Here is a 15,841-nt window from a genome sequence, read left to right on the forward strand (position 1 = left end):
CCTTCGTCGAGAGCGCGCGCCGCGGGACGTTTGCCCACCGGGCGGCGCCGATCGGCCTAGCCTGCGGGGGGATGTCGTCCGACGGAGGGAGCGCCCGTGTCCGAGAGCACGCTCGAGGCCCTGGGCGGGGGTGCGAAGGCCCCCGCGCAGTTCGGTCACGACGCCCTCGTCGTCTGCGACAACGTCGTGCGGATCTTCCAGTCGGGCAGCGTCGAGGTGCAGGCCCTGCAAGGGCTGGACCTGTTGGTCGACGAGGGCGAGATGGTGGCGGTCGTCGGAGCCAGCGGCTCGGGGAAGTCGACGCTCCTGGCGGTGCTGTCCGGGATGGACGCACCGACCGCGGGACGCGTGCGGGTGGGGCGCTGGGACCTGATGGCGATGACCGCACGTGACCGGGTCGCCTACCGCCGGCAGATGGTCGGCTTCGTGTGGCAGCAGACCTCGCGCAACCTTCTGCCGTACCTGACCGCCCTGCAGAACGTCGCGACGCCGATGACAGGGCCGCGGCGGCACCGGTCGGCGCGGGCCGCGGAGCTGCTCGACCTCGTCGGCGTGGGACACGTCGCCGGCCGGCAGCCGCGGGAGATGTCCGGAGGCGAGCAGCAGCGCGTCGCCATCGCGACGGCCCTGGCGAACGAGCCCCAGCTGCTGCTGGCCGATGAGCCGACGGGCGAGCTCGACACCGCCACGGCGCGCGAGGTGTTCGACGCCCTGCGCACCGTCAACCGGGAGTCCGGCACCACCGTGGTCGTGGTCACGCACGACTCGGCTGTCAGCGGGCTGGTGGAGCGCACCGTCGCGATCAGGGACGGGCGGACGAGCAGCGAGGTGCTGCGTCGGGACGCCGGCGGCGACGTCACGCACGACGAGTACGCGGTGATGGACCGGGCCGGGCGGTTGCAGGTGCCGCGCGAGTACCGCGAGGCGCTCGCGCTGACCCGCCGCGTGCGCCTGGCGCTCGAGGCCGACCACCTGGGCGTGTGGCCCGACGGCAGCGCCAGGTGAGCACGGGCGTGGGCGCGGCGGTGCGCGTGCGGGACGTGCACCGCACCTTCGGGAGCGGCCGCTCGGCCGTGCACGCCCTGCGCGGGGTCGACCTCGACGTGGAGCCGGGCGAGCTCGTGGCGCTCGTCGGGCGCTCCGGGTCGGGCAAGACGTCGCTCCTCAACGTCGTCGGCGGGCTCGACCGCCCCGACCAGGGGAGCGTGCTGGTCGACGGCGTCGACGTGGCCGCCCTCAGCGACGACGACCAGGCGCTGCTGCGCCGCGACCGGGTCGCCTTCGTCTTCCAGACCTTCGGTCTGATACCCGTGCTGACGGCAGCCGAGAACGTCGGTGTGCCGATGCGGCTGCGCGAGGCACCCGTGCCGGAGCGCGAACGCCGCGTCGAGATGCTCCTCGACCTCGTCGGGCTCGCCCCGCACGCGCTGCAGCGCCCCGACGAGCTGTCCGGCGGTCAGCAGCAGCGGGTCGCCATCGCACGGGCTCTGGCCGGCTCGCCCCGGCTGCTGGTCGCCGACGAGCCCACCGGGCAGCTCGACAGCGAGACCGGGCTGTCCGTGATGGCGCTGATCCGCGGTGTCGTCGAGGCGGAGCGGATGACGGCGCTCGTCGCCACGCACGACCCGGTGATGATCGCGCTCGCGGACCGCGCGGTGCACCTTGTCGACGGTCGACTCGTGGATGCTGCCGAGCGTGGGTGAGCTCCTGTGGCGGCGCGGGCGCGCCCAGGTGGCGGTGCTGGCGACGGTGCTCGCGGTCATGATCGCGGGTGCGAGCCTGGTCGGGACGTGCGTGCTGCTCCTGACGGCCTCCCCCCAGCGGGCGCTGCAGCTCTCGATGGTCCACGCCCCCGGCGAGGATGTCGCGGTGGGGGTTGCGCTCGGCTTCCCTGAGGACCCCGACGACCCGGACGTGAGCGAGCGCGTCGCCGCCACCGCGCGCGACGCCTCCGGAGCGGTCGCGGAGGCGTCGGCCATGCTCACGGGAGCCTTCGGCGGCCTCCCGACCACCGAGACCGCCTGGGTCTCGACCGTCATGAGGTACCTGCCGCCCGACGGCGGGCCGCTGCGCCTCGGCTACCTCGCGGAGCTCGACGACCGCGACGCCCGCGGGACGCTCGAGACGGGGCGCTGGCCGACGGCGACGGGCGAGGTCGCCATGCCGACGTCCGCGGCACGAGCGCTCGACCTGGACGTCGGGAGCGTGACCACGCTCGCCGGAGCGCCGGGAGGCGGTGGCACCGAGCTGACGGTCGTCGGGACGTTCGTGCCCCGACCCGACCCGGCGTGGGCCGAGGACCCGCTGGGCGGGACCGGGGTGAGCCCGAACTACCGCGGCTACATCACGGCCTACGGCCCGTTCGTCGTCGCACCCGGCGGGCTCGCCGCGAGCGAGGTCCCGCTGCGTCGGGTCACCCTGCGGGTGCAACCCGACCTGACGGGTGCAGACGCCGGCGACCTGACCCAGGCAGGTGCGCGCGTCGACGCCCTGAAGGGGGAGCTCGGCAGCGCGCTGGGCGACCGCACCCAGAACCTCGTGGTGGACCTGCCCTACGCGCGCACGGTGCACGCGGCCCGAGAGCAGCGCGGGGTGACCGGCTCGGGCGTGCTCGCCGTGGCGCTGCTGGGCGCCGCGCTGGCAGCGACCACGGTCGTGCTGGCCGCCCGGCTCGTCGCAGGTCGGCGCGCACCCGAGGCGGCGCTGCTCAGCGCCCGTGGAACCGGCCGCGGCCGACTCGTCGGCCAGGCCGCTGCCGAGGCCGGTGTCCTCGCGATCCTCGCGGTGGTCCCGGCGACGGCGTTGGCGCTCGGACTGTACGGCGTGCTGGCGGGGGCGGTCGGCCTCGATCCGGGGGGAGTCCCCGAGGGCGGACTGCTCCCGCTCGTCGCGAGCGTCGGCGCCGTCACGCTGACACTCGGCGCCCTGCTCGTGCTGCCCTGGCTGGCCGCCGGCACGCCGCGCGGCGTCCGCGACGACCGCGTGGGCGTGGTGGCCCGCTCGGGCGCCGACCTTCTGCTCCTGGCTCTGGCGGCGCTCGCCTATCTGCAGCTGCGCGAGCACCGGGTGACCGGCGGCGCCACGGCAGACCCGGTGCTCGTCGTCGCTCCGGTGCTGTGCCTCCTGGCGGGGGCGGCCCTCGTCCTGCGCCCCCTCGCGCTGATCGCCCGCAGCGCCGACGCGCGCGCCGCGTCGGCCCGTTCGCTGACCCTGCCGCTCGCCGCCTGGGGGGTGGCGCGTCGCCCGCAGGGCGCCGCGGCGGCGTTCCTGGTCGTTCTGGCGACGGCGTGCGCGACCTTCGGGATCGGGTTCGCCGCGACGTGGTCGCAGTCCCAGCGCGACCAGGCGGCGGCCACGGTCGGCACCGACCTCTCGGTGCCCGCGCAGCTGGACGCGCTCGGCACGGGCGCCACGCTGCGCACAGCCACGGGCGGTCGGGTCAGCCCTGCCACGAGCAGGCCGATCACCCTCGGTTCGCGCGCGCAGGGTGGCGACGAAGCCGTGCACCTGGTCGCGGTCGACACGCGGGACGCCGACGGGCTGCTGCGCGGCCGCCTGCCGTCCGGCGGTTGGGACGATGCGGCAGCGGGACTGGCGCCGACCGGGTCGGTCGGGGGCGTGCGGCTGCCCGGCACGAGCGCCGACCTGGTGGTGACGGGGCACGTCGAGGACGAGCTCGCGATGAGCGCCACCCTCAGCATCGTCGTGGAGGACGCCGAGGGGGCGCGCGCGGCGCTGCCTGCGGGGGCCGTGCCGCTGGACGGCGCTCCGCACGACCTCGCCGTGGCCGTGCCGCCCGACGTCCGGCTGGTGGCCGTGGACACCCGGCTCACCGCGTACGGCGACGCCGCCGACCCCGACCAGCAGAGCCAGGTCGGGTTCGACATCGAGGTGGCGCTGCGCGACGCGACCCTGCAATCCGACGACGGGTGGTTCCCCGCGCACCCGCCGACGAGCGACTACGTCGTGGCGGCGCTCGACCGCATCACGGCGGCCGAGGAGCCCGACGGGGTGCGGCTGACGCTGGCGGGCACCGCCTATCTGCCGGGGCTGTTCTGGTCCGAGGGCACCCTCACCGCTCTCGCGTTCCACCCGGTCGACGACGTGCCGGTGGTGGTCTCCGCACAGCTGGCGGACGAGCTCGGGCTCAAGGTCGGCGACGGCGTACAGCTCGCTCTCGGTCTGACCCCGGTCCGCGCGAAGGTGGCCGGTGTCGCGGCCTACATCCCCTCGCAGCCGCGCGCCCTGGCGCTGCTGGCCGACGTGGACTCGTTGTCGCGCGCCACCCTCAGCCAGGGCGACCTCGACACCCTGACCGACGCGTGGTGGGTCGGCGGCGTGATGCAACCCGGCGCTGCGGCGACACTCGCCGCCCAGGGGATCGGCCCGGTGACCGACCGCACCGCCGTGGCCCACGAGAGCGCGGAGGGTCCCCTGCGGGCGGCGCAACGGGCAGCCGCCGCGCTGCTGGTCGTGGCGGCCTTCGTGCTCACGTTCGTCGGGACGGCGATCTACACCACGACCGCGCTCGAGGCGCGCGAGGCCGACGTGGCCCGCCTGCGGGGCCTCGGAGCGCTGCGACGCTCGGTGCTGAACTCCGTCCTCGCCGAGCAGGCCGTCCTGGTCGGGCTCCCGGTGCTCGCCGGAGCGCTTCTCGGTGCGCTCGCCTGCTGGACCATCGGCCCGCTCCTGGCTGTCTCGTCGCAGGGGCTGCCACCCGTGCCGGGCGCCGTCGTGACGTGGCCGTGGGAGGTGCAGGTGGCGACGGTGCTCGTGCTCCTGCTCGGGTGCGCGGCGGTGGTCGTCCCCCTGGCGGCCCGGACGGTACGCCGGTCGACGATCGGCCGGCTGCGCATGGAGCCGGGAGCATGAGAGCCGCCTGGCGCCGGTCCCGCGCCGACCTGTGGCCTCTGGTCGTCACGCTGATCGTCGTCGCGCTGACCGTCGGCGTCACGGATGCCGTGCCCCGCCTGCTGAGCAGCCGCGCCGACACCGCCGTCCGGATGGCTGTCGCGCGCGCGGACCCGCCCACCGACGTCGTCGTCACCAGCACGTACGGCGCCGGTGCGTCCGACCCGACCGTCGGTGAGCTCGAGACCAGGGCGGGCGTCGACGATGCGGCCGGCACGATCGACCGTGCCCTGCCGCCGTCGCTGCACCGTGTTCTCGGGCCACCCGTCGCCGCCGCCACCAGCACCGACCTGACGATCAGCACACCGGGGATGCCGACCGGCGGGGTGCTGTGGATGACGTACCTGTGGGCGGGGCACGACCCCGCCGTTCGCTGGCTCAGCGGGGGTGCACCCGGGGGCCCCGGGCCCGACGGTGCTGTGCAGCTCGCGCTCTCGGACGCGGTGGCGCGTCTGCTCGACGTCAGTGCGGGTGACACCTTCCAGGCCGTGAAGCCCGACCACACGGTCGTGCCCGTGCAGGTCACCGGGGTGTTCGACGCGAACGACCCGCAGGACAGCGTGTGGACGGCGCGGCCCGAGGTCCTCCGGCCGCGCGTGGTGGGGCAGAGCAACGCGCCGACCACCGTCGTGGGCGGCCTGCTGTCCGCGGCGTCGCTCCCCGCTGCGCGCGCCGCGCTCGAGCCGGACGGGGTGACCCGGACGTTCCGGTTCCCGGTGGAGCCTCAGGCGCTGGACTACGCCGGGTCGGACGCCCTGGCCAAGCAGGTCGCCGCGCTGGAGGCGTCGCCGGACCTGGTGCTGGCTCCCGGACCGGGGCCATCGGTGACGTCCCGGCTCGACCTCGTGCTCACGCAGGCGCGCGCCGGGGTGGCGGCGACCTGGTCGCAGGCGACCGTGGTGCTGGCCGGCCTGGCAGGCGGCGCCGTGCTGGTCCTGCTGGTCGCAGCCGACCTTCTTGCGCGCCGGCGCTCCGCCGCGCTGCGCACGCTGCGCGCCCGCGGGGCCTCCCTCCCGGACGTCGCCCGAGGCGCCGGCGCCGAGGCCGCCGTGGTCGTCGGCGTCGGGGCGGCGGTCGGCCTGGTGCTCGGGCAGGCGGCGGCACCGGGCGCGGTGGCCTGGCCCTGGGTCGTCGTGGTCATGACCGTGGGACTGGTCGCGCCGCCGGCGTTCGCCATGGTGACCACGGCGCGCAGCGACGCACGTCGAGTCCCGACCGACCGGCACCGTCGACGCCTGGCACAGCGCGTGCGCACCGTGCGGCGGGTGTCGCTCGAGGCCGCCGTCCTCCTGGTCGCGGCCGGGGCCCTGGTCGCGCTGCGTCGGCGGGGAGCGGTGTCGATGTCCGGCGTGGCGGACCTGGTGCTCGCCGCCGCGCCGGTGCTCGTCGCGGCCGCGGGTGCCCTGCTGCTGTGGCACGCCGTCCCCCTGCTGCTGGGAGGAGCGCTGCGTGTCGCGCGCCGGTCCCGCAAGGCGCCGGGGCTGCTCGCGGCGGCGCGAGCCGGCTCCACCGGGGCGATGCTGCCCTTCGTCGCTCTCGTCGTCGTCACGACGCTCGTCGGGCTGTGCGGTGCGCTCGCCGGCACCGCACGTGCCGGTCAGGCGGACGGCGCGTGGGACAGGCTCGGCGCCGACGTCGTCCTGCGCACGACGTCGCAGGACGCCTCGTTGCAGGACGTCGCGGACCGGATGGCCGCCGCCGAGGGCGTCGACGCGGTGGCCGTCGGGCGGGTGCAGGCCCGGGCCCAGGTCTTCGGCGTGCGGGGCGTCGACGAGGTGCGTGTGCTGGCGGTCGACCCGGTGCCGTTCGGAGAGTTCCTCGCGCGCACGCCGTTCGGGGCCGCCCCGGCGCTCGCGGCGCTGGCGGACGCGTCCGGCGCCGCGACCACCCGCGTCGCACCAGGTCCGCTCCCCGCCCTGGTGCCGGGCGTCCTGCTGGGCACCCGGCCGTCGCTGCGCTGGGGGAGCGTGACGGTCGACCTCGAGCCGATGGGTGAGGTCCCCGCGCTGCCCGCGCAGCAGCCCGACGGGACACCGGGCGGCCCCACGGTCGTGGTCGACCGTGACGCGCTGGCCGCCGTCGTCAGGGCCGTCGCGACCGCGCGAGCCGAGCGCACCGGGTCTCGGCCCGCCGGTGCCGAGCAGGACGCGGTGGGTCTGGACACGGTGTGGGCGGTCGGCCCGACGTCGTCCGAGGTGGCGCGCGCGGCCGCCCCGGCCGTCGAGGGGCATGTGCTCGACCGCGCGCAGCTGCTCGCCGAGCGCCGGTCCGACCCGCTGGCCGGGGGGCTGCTGACCCTCGTCGCCCTCGTCGCGGTCCTGTGCGCCGGGTACGCGATGACCATCGTCGTCCTGGCTGCAGCCGCCTCCGCTCCGGGGCGTGCCAGATCCCTCGCGACGGCGCGGGTGCTAGGCCTGCGACCACGGGACACGGCACGGGTCGCGGCCGGAGAGCTGTTGCCGTCGACCCTGGTGGCCGCGGCAGGGGGCGTGCTGCTCGCCATCGCCCTCGTCGGCGCGCTCGTGGCGCCTCTCGCGCTGCGGCTCGTCACCGGGCAGTCGACCGATCCGGGGGTGGTGCTGCCGTGGTGGACGGTGCTGCCGGTCGTGCTCCTCGGGGCGACCGTGCTGGCGGTGGTGGCGGTCGAGTCGTCCGCCCGCCGGCGTGAGCGGCTGGGCCAGGTGCTGCGGGTGCGCTGACGACGGGTCGACGGGGCAGCTGGTGGGCGCACGAGAATTCGCCCGGTTCACTGCTCACGTAGCCGCCCCACGGCGTCGATGAAGAAGAGACGCCACAGGCGACCAAGGAAGCTGGCTATGGCACACGCGCTGAACGACGCAGACCTGCCCGCAGCGCCCCCGCAGGTGGCGGGCGAGGCGGTGAAGCTGCGCGACGAGATCCACCGGCTCTCGCAGCGACTGCTGCGCGCCCGGGAGTCCTACGACCAGGACCTCTTCGGCGGCGACGCCGAGGTGCCCCTCGACGTGCAGCTCGGGGTGATCGAGGCCTACACGGCCAGGCTCGACGGTCTCACCGAGCAGCTCCGCCAGCTGAACGCCGGGATGCTGGCGCCCGGGGTCCCCGAGCAGGCGCGGCGGACCGATGCGCCGCCGCCGCCGGAAGCCCCTGCCTACACAGTGCCGGAGCCCCGCGAGGCACCGGCCGTCGCCGCCCCACCTCCGGGCGCCCAGGCCGGTCCGGGGATCGCGAACCCGGACGGCAGCCCGCTCGTCTGCGACGGCAGCCTCATCCGGACGGAGCAGGCCGCGGTCAGCGAGTACGTGCGGTACGCCGCCGAGCAGCGCTGGGTGGCGACGACCCGCCCCTCGCTCGTCGCCGAGTACGCCGAGGTCTGCGACGCCATCCTGGCGGCCCTCGCGCACAAGCACGGGGTGACGGTCGAGGCCGAGCGCGAGTCGCAGGCCCGGCACGTCGAGGCCCGCTACCGCCGCGACTACGGCTGAGCGGTCGCGAGCTCCTCGGCGAGCATCACGAGGATGCCGCTGGGACCGCGGACGTAGGTGAGCTTGTAGATGTCCTCGTACGTCGCCACGCCGCGCAGCGGGTAGCAGCCGTGCCTCGCGGCGATCGCCAGGGCCTCGTCGATATCGTCGACCGAGAAGGCGACGCGGTGCATGCCGATCTCGTGCGGACGGGTGGGCTCCGTCTCGATCGCGTCGGGGTGGATGTACTCGAAGAGCTCGAGGCGACCGTGACCGTCGGGCGTCTGGAGCATCGCGATCCTGGCGTGGTTGCCGTCGAGGCCGACTGCCGTGTCGGCCCACTCACCGCTGACCGTGTCGCGGCCGACGACCGTGAGTCCGAGGTCCGTGAAGAAGGCGATCGTCGCGTCGAGGTCGCGCACCGCGATGCCGACGTTCTCGAGGGTGATGGGCATGCGATCGATGCTAGCCAGCGTGGCCGGGGACCCGAGCGGCTCGACGGCGCTCGAGTCTGCTCGTCGGACTCCCGAACTAGCCGAGCCTCGGCCCGCGGTGTGACGCTGTCGAGCATGAACGACGACTTCGCCAAGGCGTACCTTCACGACGACCTTCGATGGACCCGGCACTCACTGCTGGGCACGCTGGACGGCCTGTCCGAGTACGACGCCCGCCGTCCATTGACCAGGACCGGTACCAACCTGCTCGGTCTGATCAAGCACCTGACGATCGCGGAGGCGTGCTACCTGGGGTCGATCTTCGGTCGTCCGCTCTCCGATCGGCTTCCTCGATTCGACGATCCCGGCTACCAGAACCGCGACAGCCTGTGGGTCCACGAGTGGGAGTCGCGCGCCGACGTCATCGACGGGTACCAGCGCGCGTGCCGCCATGCGGATGCCACCGTCGATGCGCTGCAGATCGACGCCCCGGGGCATGTCCCGTGGTGGCCGCAGCCGAACGTGACGCTGTTCAACGCGATGGTCCACGTCCTGACCGAGAGCAACCGGCACGCCGGCCACGCGGACATCTTGCGCGAGCAGCTGGACATCGGGAGCGCCGCGAACGACGCCGCCGACTGGGCCGCCCACTGCGCGAGGATCGAGACCGCGGCGCGGGCAGCAGCTGATCTGGCGCGCACGAACTCGGAGGCATCGTGAAGCTGTTGCTCACGTCCGGCGGCGTGACGAACGCCAGCATCCACGCGGCGCTCGTGCGGCTGCTCGGCAAGCCGGTCTCCGAGTCGCACGCGCTGGTGGTCCCGACCGCCCAGTGGGGCCATCCGATGTGCGGGCCGGCGTCGGTGCGGGGGCTGGTGGCGGCGGAGCCCCACTTCCGGCACCTCTCCGGCCTGGGGTGGGCGTCGCTGGGTGTCCTCGAGCTCACGGCACTGCCGACCATCGGCGCGGAACGCTGGGTCCCGTGGGTCAGGGCGGCCGACGTGCTCCTGGTCGACGGCGGCGACGCGACGTACCTGTGCCACTGGGTGCGGGAGTCCGGGCTGGCCGAGCTGCTGCCGTCGCTGCTCGACACCGTCTGGGTCGGGGTGAGCGCCGGGAGCATGGTGATGACACCCCGGATCGGGCTGTCCTTCGTCGAGTGGCGGGCCGCGCCGGACGACCGGACCCTCGGGGTGGTCGACTTCTCGATCTTCCCGCACCTGGACGCCTTCCCGACGAACACCCTGGCGGACGCGGAGCGGTGGGCCGCCGACCTGGGCGCGCCGGCCTACGCGATCGACGAGCAGACGGCCATCACGGTCGTCGACGGCGCCGTCGATGTGGTCTCGGAGGGGCGATGGAGGGCGTTCGGGTCATAGCTGCTCCGTGGCGGCGGCGTAGGCGGCGTCGAGGCGTTCGAGCGGGCCCGGCCCGTCGCGCGGCGTCGGTGGGGCGCCGAGGTGGCGGACCCGCAGCTCGTCCATGAGCTCCTGGACGAACGCCGGACCCTCGTCGCGCATGAGCTGCTGCCGGGCCCGGAGCTCGGCGCTCCCCGAGCGCCAGTCGAGGCCCCAGGTGCCCAGGGCGTCGATGATCGGGAGGGTCTGGATGCCGGCCTCGGTCAGGCTGTAGCGCGCACGCTGCCCGCGAGCGGCCGTCCCTCGGGTGAGGATGCCGGCCTCGACCAGCCGCACCAGGCGGTCGGCGAGGATGTTCGACGCGATGCCCTCGATCGACCCGGTGAGGAGCGCCCGGAAGTAGCGGCGGTCGCCGAAGATGACGTCTCGCAGCACGATGAGGGACCAGCGGTCTCCGAGCACCTCGACGGCGGCGTTGATCGGACATCCGGACCGTGGCTCCACGACTCCTCCTTGACACCCTTTACGTCCTCAATATAGTGGTTGCAAAGCGCAATCACTATCGGGAAGAGAACACGATGGGCCGCTTCGTCTACAGCATGAACGTGTCCCTCGACCTGCGGATCGAGCAGGTCCCCGGCGACAACGGCGCGGGCGAGTGGCTGCGCATCGACGAGGAGCTGCACCGCGAGTTCAACGCGCAGACGCGGGAGGTCGCGCTCATCGTCCACGGCCGGGTGTTCTACGAGCTCATGGAGGAGTACTGGCCGCGAGCGCGGGAGGACGCGTCCCTGCCGGACTACATGCGGGAGTACGGCGAGATCTGGACCGCGAAGCCGAAGGTGCTGGTCTCCCGCACCCGGCACACCGCCGAGCACGACACGCGGGTCGTCGGCGGGGACGACGCGATCGAGCAGCTCGCCGCCCTGCGGGCCCGGACCGACGGCGCCATCGGCGTGGGCGGGGCCGCGCTCGCCACCCAGCTGCTCCGGGCGGGCCTGCTCGACGAGCTGCTGCTCACCACCCATCCCACGATCCTCGGCTTCGGCCGGCCGCTGTTCGACGACTACGACCGGCCGATCGACCTCGACCCGCTCGAGCAGCGATCGTTCGAGTCCGGCGTCACGCAGCGCCGCTACGCCATCCGCCAGGAGAGTGAGAGCTGATGCTGCAGCAGATCGCGCAGGGCGTGCTCGTCCACGTGAGCGAGTTCATGCAGAGCAACGCCGTGGTCGTGGAGGGCGAGGCGGGCGTGCTGCTCGTGGACCCCGGGGTGCTCGGCGACGAGCTGGCCGGCATTGCGGCCGACCTGCGCGAGCGGGGCCGGCCCGTGGCGGCGGGCTTCTCGACGCACCCGCACTGGGACCACCTGCTCTGGCACGCCGAGCTCGGTGAGCCGCCGCGCTACGGCACGGCCCGGTGCGCGGCCGCCATCCAGGCACGGCTCGCGGACCCGGGCTGGGCGTCCTTCGTGGCCGGGATGATCCCGTCGGACATCGTCGACCAGGTCCCGCTCGACGGCGTGTTCGGCCGGATCGCCGGGCTGCCCCCCGAGACGACGCGCGTGCCGTGGGCCGGACCCGAGGTCCGGGTCATCGAGCACCAGGCGCACGCCCCGGGCCACGCGGCGCTGCTGGTCGAGGAGCGCGGCGTGCTCGTCGCCGGCGACATGCTCTCCGACCTCCTCGTGCCCATCCTCAGCCCGTTCGCGCAGGACCCGGTCGAGGACTACCTCGCGGCGCTGCGGCTGCTCGAGGGCGCGGCCGGCGCCATCGACGTCGTCGTCCCCGGCCACGGGTCCGTCGGCGATGCTGACGAGCTCCGCGCCCGGGTCGACCTGGAGCGGGCCTACCTGGACGCGCTGCGCCACGGCCGCGTTCCCGACGACCCCCGGCTCGACCCGTCGGCCCCGTACGGCGAGGAGATGACCGGCATCGCCACCTGGCAGCTCGAGCAGCTCGCGCAGTGACGCGCCCTGTCGGTCAGGCGCCGCGGGAGCGGTCCAGCCGCTCGGGAAGTCGCTCGAACCCGGCGGACTGGTAGGTGGCGATGGCCGGGGCAAGGGAGCTCGGGGTGCAGACCACGACGCTCGACGAACCGAGCGTCCTCAGCTCGGCCGCCGCGGCGACGCAGATCATCCGTCCGTAGCCGCGCCCCCGATGCTCGGCGTGGACTCCCAGGGGCTCGAGCAGCCCCGGCCGTCCCGGGCCGGCCGACCACACCGTGACCCCCGCCACCGCCACGCCTCGGTCGTCGTACGCGAGCAGGCACCGCGCGTCGGCGGCGGGCAGCCCGGCCGCCATCGTGCGCCACAGCTCGTCGGTGAACCGAGGGCTGTCCCACGCCGACCGGTGGACGGCCGTGAACTCGGACTCCTGCCCGGGCCCGACGACCTCGGTCCGCACCCCGGGTTCCTCCACCGGCCCCGCGAGGTCGCGGCGGAGCGGCGTCCACGGCTCGCCGGTGGCCCAGCCGACCTCGGACAACAGGCCCTGCACCCGGGTGCCGTCCGGCGCCTCGACGGACACCGCGCCCGCCGGCAGGACGCCACGCTCCAGTTCGGACAGGTCCGAGACCACCTGGTGAGCCAGCTCCTCCTCTCCGTAGACGTCGGGCGCCACGGTCATCCGCAGGACCTCGGGTCCGTCCAGGAACCCGACGGCGAGGAGCCGTCCGTACCGGCTCCAGGTCCGGACCGCCGCCGCCGTCGCCTCCGCGCCGAACCGCCAGTACCAGCCCAGGTCGCCGGGGTGCAGCTGCATCGGCGAGGCGTCGGACTGCCAGTCCCGCAGCGCGCGGACGACGTCGCCGAGCCGGTCGACGCCCGGTGTGCTCAGCTCGATGGCCACGTGGCGATCAGACACCGTCCCACCGGGGAGCGCACGCGAATTGCCGACGCCCCGCTCCCTCAGGCGCTCGCGGCCGAGGCGGTCACCAGGTCGGCGCCGCGGCGGACACCCCGGACGAGCAGGTAGGTCAGAAGGGTGAGCTCGGCGACCGTCGCGGTCACGGTGGGGACGGCGGACACGAGCGCCGGCAGGTCGACCGCGGCGGAGACGAGCACGGTGTCCAGCAGCCAGGCGGCCGACCCGGCGGCGACGAGCGGCGCCAGGAACCGCGGGAACATCCCCGACCGGGCGATGAGGAACGCGGCGGACGCCATCCACAGCGAGAAGAAGACGCCGGCGAGCGTGTAGGCCGCGGACTGCAGGTCGAGCAGCAGCAGGGCGATCCCGTCGGCGTCCGTGACCGCCGACGACACGGCGGGGTCGGTGACGACGACCAGCGCCCCCACGTGGAACGTCAGCATGACCAGCCCCATCGCGGCGCTGAGCCATGTGCCGAGCACGAGCGCGGCGGCCGCGCGGGCGTGCACGTGGTGCAGCAGCCGCTGCATCGCCAGGCCGAACAGCGCGAAGGCGGTGGCGTCGAGCACGTCCGCGCCGACGGCCAGCCGCATGGCGCCGGCGTGGTCGGCGATCGCCTGGGCCGTGGCGGCGGCGTCGTCGGGCACGAGCACCTGCGTGCGGGTGAGCTGGGCCCATCCGCCGAGGACGGCGACGACGAGATAGAGCAGGCCGGCGAGGCGGGCGGTACGGCGGACAGACATGACGGGCTCCTTCGGGAGGGCGCGCGAGGGTGTGCGAGGGGGAGGCCACGTGCCTGTGGCACGCGGTCCGGTGAGGGCGAGCGATCTCTAGCGGTCCTCGTCGTCGGGGTACTGGAAGACCTCGTCGAGCGGGACCCCGAACACCCGCGCGATCTGGAAGGCCATCTCGAGGGACGGCGAGTACCGGCCTTGCTCGATGGCGATGACGGTCTGACGGGTGACGCCGATGCGGGTCGCGAGCTCGGCCTGCGTCATCTCGCCGTGCGTGAACCGCAGCGTGCGGACGGTGTTGGTGACGCGCGTGGTCCTACCCAACGAAGGTCCCCCGGTGGGCGCGGATCTGGGTGATCGCGCCCCAGGTGGAGCCGACCGCCGCCAGGACGAACAGGGTGCTGCCGATCCAGAACCAGTCGACCTCGAGCATCGCCAGGGGCAGCGCGACGATGGCGCCGCCGGCGGTGAACCACAGCGCGATGCGGTCGCCGTAGCGCTCGATCTGGGTGTCGCGCACGTCCAGCCGGCCTTCGTGGTCCCGCACGACGATGGCGAAGACGATCGCGCCGACGATGCTCGCCACGATCGACAGGCCCATCGCCCAGAGCATCGGCCCGGCCCACGCGACGTCCGCGACGGGCTGGGTGAGCACGCGCGGGACGACGACCGCGAGGTAGGCGAGGGTGCCCGCCGGGATGACGACCGCATACGTCCAGGCCGTGCGCTCGCCGTAGGAGAGGGGGACGTGGTCGTCGTCCGTGGTCATGGGGTCTCCGATCGGTCGGCTGTCCCGACGAATGTAAGACAGACCGGACACCATGTCTAGTTTTCTTTACATCACGGCCCCGATGAGCTGCGCCCGGCCCGGGCGAGCAGGTGCGCGCGCTCGGCCTCGTTCGACGTGAGCCGGGCGGCCTGCTCGAACTCGGCCCGTGCCTCCGCCGAGCGCCCGAGCTTGGCCAGCAGGTCGCCGCGCACGCTCGGCAGCAGGTGGTAGCCGCGCAGCGCCGCGACGTCGAGCAGCCCGTCGGTCACGGCGAGCCCGGCGGCCGGCCCGTCGGCCATCGACACGGCGACCGCGCGGTTCAGCTCGACGACCGGCGAGCGGGTCAGGGCCACGAGGTCGCCGTAGAGCGAGGCGATGCGCGCCCAGTCGGTGTCCTCGGCGTGCGCTGCCCGGGCGTGGCAGGCCGCGATCGTCGCCTGGATCGCGTACGAGCCGGTGCCGCCGAGCGCCTCGGCCCGGTCCAGCGCCGCGAGACCGTGCGTGATCAGCAGCCGGTCCCAGTGCGCACGGTCCTGCTTGTCCAGCGTGACGATCCGACCGTCGGGCCCGGTGCGGGCGCGCAGGCGGGACGCCTGGATCTCCATCAATGCCACCAGGGCATGGGTCTCGGACTCGCCGGGTGCCAGCGCGGCGAGCATGCGGCCGAGGCGCATCGCCTCCTGGCACAGGTCGGCGCGGGCCCACTGCGCGCCGACGGTCGCCGTGTAGCCCTCGTTGAAGACCAGGTACACGGCCTCGAGCACGGAGCTCAGCCGGTCGTCGAGCTCCTCGCCCACCGGGACCTCGAAGGGCACGTCGGCCGCGGTGAGCGCCTTCTTCGCCCGGGTGATGCGCGCCGCCATGGTGGTCGGCTGCACCAGGAACGCGCGGGCGATCTCCTCGGTCGACAGTCCGGCGACCATCTTCAGGGTCAGCGCGACGCGGGCGTCGACCGACAGCACCGGGTGGCACGCGGTGAACATGAGTCGGAGCACGTCGTCCTCGACGTGGGTGTCGAGCTCGAGGTCGTCGATCGGGGTCTGGTGATCACGCAGCTCGCGACCCAGCAGCTCGACGTTCCTCCGCAGGGTCACGGCTCGCCGGATCGCGTCGACGCCGCGGCGTCGGGCGACGGCCATGAGCCAGGCGCCCGGGACGTCCGGGACGCCCGACCGGGGCCACTGCTCGAGCGCCGCGACGAGAGCGTCCTGCGCAAGGTCCTCCGCCAGCCCGACGTCGCGGACGAGGCGGGCCAGGCCGGCGATCAGCCTGGCGGACTCGATCCGCCAGACCGCCTCGATCGCCTGCTGGGTCGCCGAGGTCAC

At 74.5% G+C, this 15,841-nt stretch carries 16 protein-coding genes; 9 read left to right on the forward strand and 7 right to left on the reverse strand.

Annotated elements, in window-relative coordinates; all coding sequences use genetic code 11:
- Positions 1-96 precede the first annotated feature (96 nt).
- The 5 genes from AC1DWH_RS11795 to AC1DWH_RS11815 all read left to right on the forward strand — a co-directional run bounded on the left by AC1DWH_RS11795 (position 97) and on the right by AC1DWH_RS11815 (position 8,375).
- Complete coding sequence (locus AC1DWH_RS11795) at positions 97-1,005, forward strand: ABC transporter ATP-binding protein (RefSeq protein WP_477093826.1); 909 nt, start codon at positions 97-99, stop codon at positions 1,003-1,005.
- A complete protein-coding gene (locus AC1DWH_RS11800) occupies positions 1,002-1,703 on the forward strand; it encodes an ABC transporter ATP-binding protein (RefSeq protein ID WP_477093827.1) in 702 nt (233 codons plus the stop codon). Before AC1DWH_RS11795 ends, AC1DWH_RS11800 begins: the two co-directional genes overlap by 4 nt.
- On the forward strand, positions 1,696-4,872 hold the full coding sequence (locus AC1DWH_RS11805; protein WP_477093828.1) for an ABC transporter permease family protein: 3,177 nt from the start codon (positions 1,696-1,698) through the stop codon (positions 4,870-4,872). The genes AC1DWH_RS11800 and AC1DWH_RS11805 overlap by 8 nt, the downstream gene beginning before the upstream one ends.
- Positions 4,869-7,610, forward strand: coding sequence for an FtsX-like permease family protein (locus AC1DWH_RS11810; RefSeq protein WP_477093829.1), 2,742 nt, complete (start codon positions 4,869-4,871; stop codon positions 7,608-7,610). Before AC1DWH_RS11805 ends, AC1DWH_RS11810 begins: the two co-directional genes overlap by 4 nt.
- A gap of 117 nt (positions 7,611-7,727) precedes the next feature.
- On the forward strand, positions 7,728-8,375 hold the full coding sequence (locus AC1DWH_RS11815) for a hypothetical protein (protein ID WP_477093830.1): 648 nt from the start codon (positions 7,728-7,730) through the stop codon (positions 8,373-8,375).
- Here the strand turns inward: AC1DWH_RS11815 and AC1DWH_RS11820 are convergent.
- Complete coding sequence (locus tag AC1DWH_RS11820; protein WP_477093831.1) at positions 8,366-8,809, reverse strand: VOC family protein; 444 nt, start codon at positions 8,807-8,809, stop codon at positions 8,366-8,368. The genes AC1DWH_RS11815 and AC1DWH_RS11820 overlap by 10 nt on opposite strands.
- 114 nt (positions 8,810-8,923) lie before the next feature.
- Here AC1DWH_RS11820 and AC1DWH_RS11825 point away from each other — a divergent pair, with 114 nt between their 5' ends.
- On the forward strand, positions 8,924-9,508 hold the full coding sequence (locus tag AC1DWH_RS11825) for a DinB family protein (protein WP_477093832.1): 585 nt from the start codon (positions 8,924-8,926) through the stop codon (positions 9,506-9,508).
- Positions 9,505-10,167: a Type 1 glutamine amidotransferase-like domain-containing protein gene (locus tag AC1DWH_RS11830; RefSeq protein WP_477093833.1), complete on the forward strand. Its 663-nt coding sequence runs from the start codon at positions 9,505-9,507 to the stop codon at positions 10,165-10,167. Before AC1DWH_RS11825 ends, AC1DWH_RS11830 begins: the two co-directional genes overlap by 4 nt.
- Here AC1DWH_RS11830 and AC1DWH_RS11835 read toward each other — a convergent pair.
- On the reverse strand, positions 10,162-10,650 hold the full coding sequence (locus AC1DWH_RS11835; protein WP_477093834.1) for a winged helix-turn-helix transcriptional regulator: 489 nt from the start codon (positions 10,648-10,650) through the stop codon (positions 10,162-10,164). The two genes, AC1DWH_RS11830 and AC1DWH_RS11835, sit on opposite strands and share 6 nt — an antisense overlap.
- Positions 10,651-10,724: 74 nt before the next feature.
- Between AC1DWH_RS11835 and AC1DWH_RS11840 the strand changes: the two genes are divergently transcribed.
- Complete coding sequence (locus tag AC1DWH_RS11840) at positions 10,725-11,312, forward strand: dihydrofolate reductase family protein (RefSeq protein WP_456846453.1); 588 nt, start codon at positions 10,725-10,727, stop codon at positions 11,310-11,312.
- The gene (locus AC1DWH_RS11845) at positions 11,312-12,115 is read left to right on the forward strand and encodes an MBL fold metallo-hydrolase (protein ID WP_477093835.1); all 804 of its coding nucleotides are present in this window, start codon (positions 11,312-11,314) and stop codon (positions 12,113-12,115) included. Before AC1DWH_RS11840 ends, AC1DWH_RS11845 begins: the two co-directional genes overlap by 1 nt.
- 13 nt (positions 12,116-12,128) lie before the next feature.
- Here AC1DWH_RS11845 and AC1DWH_RS11850 read toward each other — a convergent pair whose 3' ends face one another.
- The 5 genes from AC1DWH_RS11850 to AC1DWH_RS11870 form a co-directional block, all read right to left on the reverse strand.
- The gene (locus tag AC1DWH_RS11850; protein WP_477093836.1) at positions 12,129-13,010 is read right to left on the reverse strand and encodes a GNAT family N-acetyltransferase; all 882 of its coding nucleotides are present in this window, start codon (positions 13,008-13,010) and stop codon (positions 12,129-12,131) included.
- Positions 13,011-13,054: 44 nt separating this feature from the next.
- Positions 13,055-13,756 (reverse strand): DUF4386 domain-containing protein, encoded by a 702-nt coding sequence (locus AC1DWH_RS11855; RefSeq protein ID WP_477093837.1) that lies wholly within the window; start codon positions 13,754-13,756, stop codon positions 13,055-13,057.
- Positions 13,757-13,843: 87 nt separating this feature from the next.
- A complete protein-coding gene (locus tag AC1DWH_RS11860) occupies positions 13,844-14,071 on the reverse strand; it encodes a helix-turn-helix transcriptional regulator (RefSeq protein ID WP_456846457.1) in 228 nt (75 codons plus the stop codon).
- Complete coding sequence (locus tag AC1DWH_RS11865) at positions 14,064-14,516, reverse strand: hypothetical protein (RefSeq protein ID WP_477093838.1); 453 nt, start codon at positions 14,514-14,516, stop codon at positions 14,064-14,066. Before AC1DWH_RS11865 ends, AC1DWH_RS11860 begins: the two co-directional genes overlap by 8 nt.
- A 71-nt stretch (positions 14,517-14,587) precedes the next feature.
- Positions 14,588-15,841: an RNA polymerase sigma factor gene (locus AC1DWH_RS11870; RefSeq protein ID WP_477093839.1), complete on the reverse strand. Its 1,254-nt coding sequence runs from the start codon at positions 15,839-15,841 to the stop codon at positions 14,588-14,590.

This window comes from Cellulomonas sp. P2_F12, assembly GCF_056403775.1.

Excerpts from the sequence above, each read along its gene's own strand:
- AC1DWH_RS11820 (WP_477093831.1), bottom strand. The coding sequence starts at position 8,809 with ATGCCCATCACCCTCGAGAACGTCGGCATCGCGGTGCGCGACCTCGAC.
- AC1DWH_RS11845 (WP_477093835.1), top strand. The coding sequence starts at position 11,312 with ATGCTGCAGCAGATCGCGCAGGGCGTGCTCGTCCACGTGAGCGAGTTC.
- AC1DWH_RS11825 (WP_477093832.1), top strand. The coding sequence starts at position 8,924 with ATGAACGACGACTTCGCCAAGGCGTACCTTCACGACGACCTTCGATGG.
- AC1DWH_RS11855 (WP_477093837.1), bottom strand. The coding sequence starts at position 13,756 with ATGTCTGTCCGCCGTACCGCCCGCCTCGCCGGCCTGCTCTATCTCGTC.
- AC1DWH_RS11815 (WP_477093830.1), top strand. The coding sequence starts at position 7,728 with ATGGCACACGCGCTGAACGACGCAGACCTGCCCGCAGCGCCCCCGCAG.
- AC1DWH_RS11810 (WP_477093829.1), top strand. The coding sequence starts at position 4,869 with ATGAGAGCCGCCTGGCGCCGGTCCCGCGCCGACCTGTGGCCTCTGGTC.
- AC1DWH_RS11865 (WP_477093838.1), bottom strand. The coding sequence starts at position 14,516 with ATGACCACGGACGACGACCACGTCCCCCTCTCCTACGGCGAGCGCACG.
- AC1DWH_RS11840 (WP_456846453.1), top strand. The coding sequence starts at position 10,725 with ATGGGCCGCTTCGTCTACAGCATGAACGTGTCCCTCGACCTGCGGATC.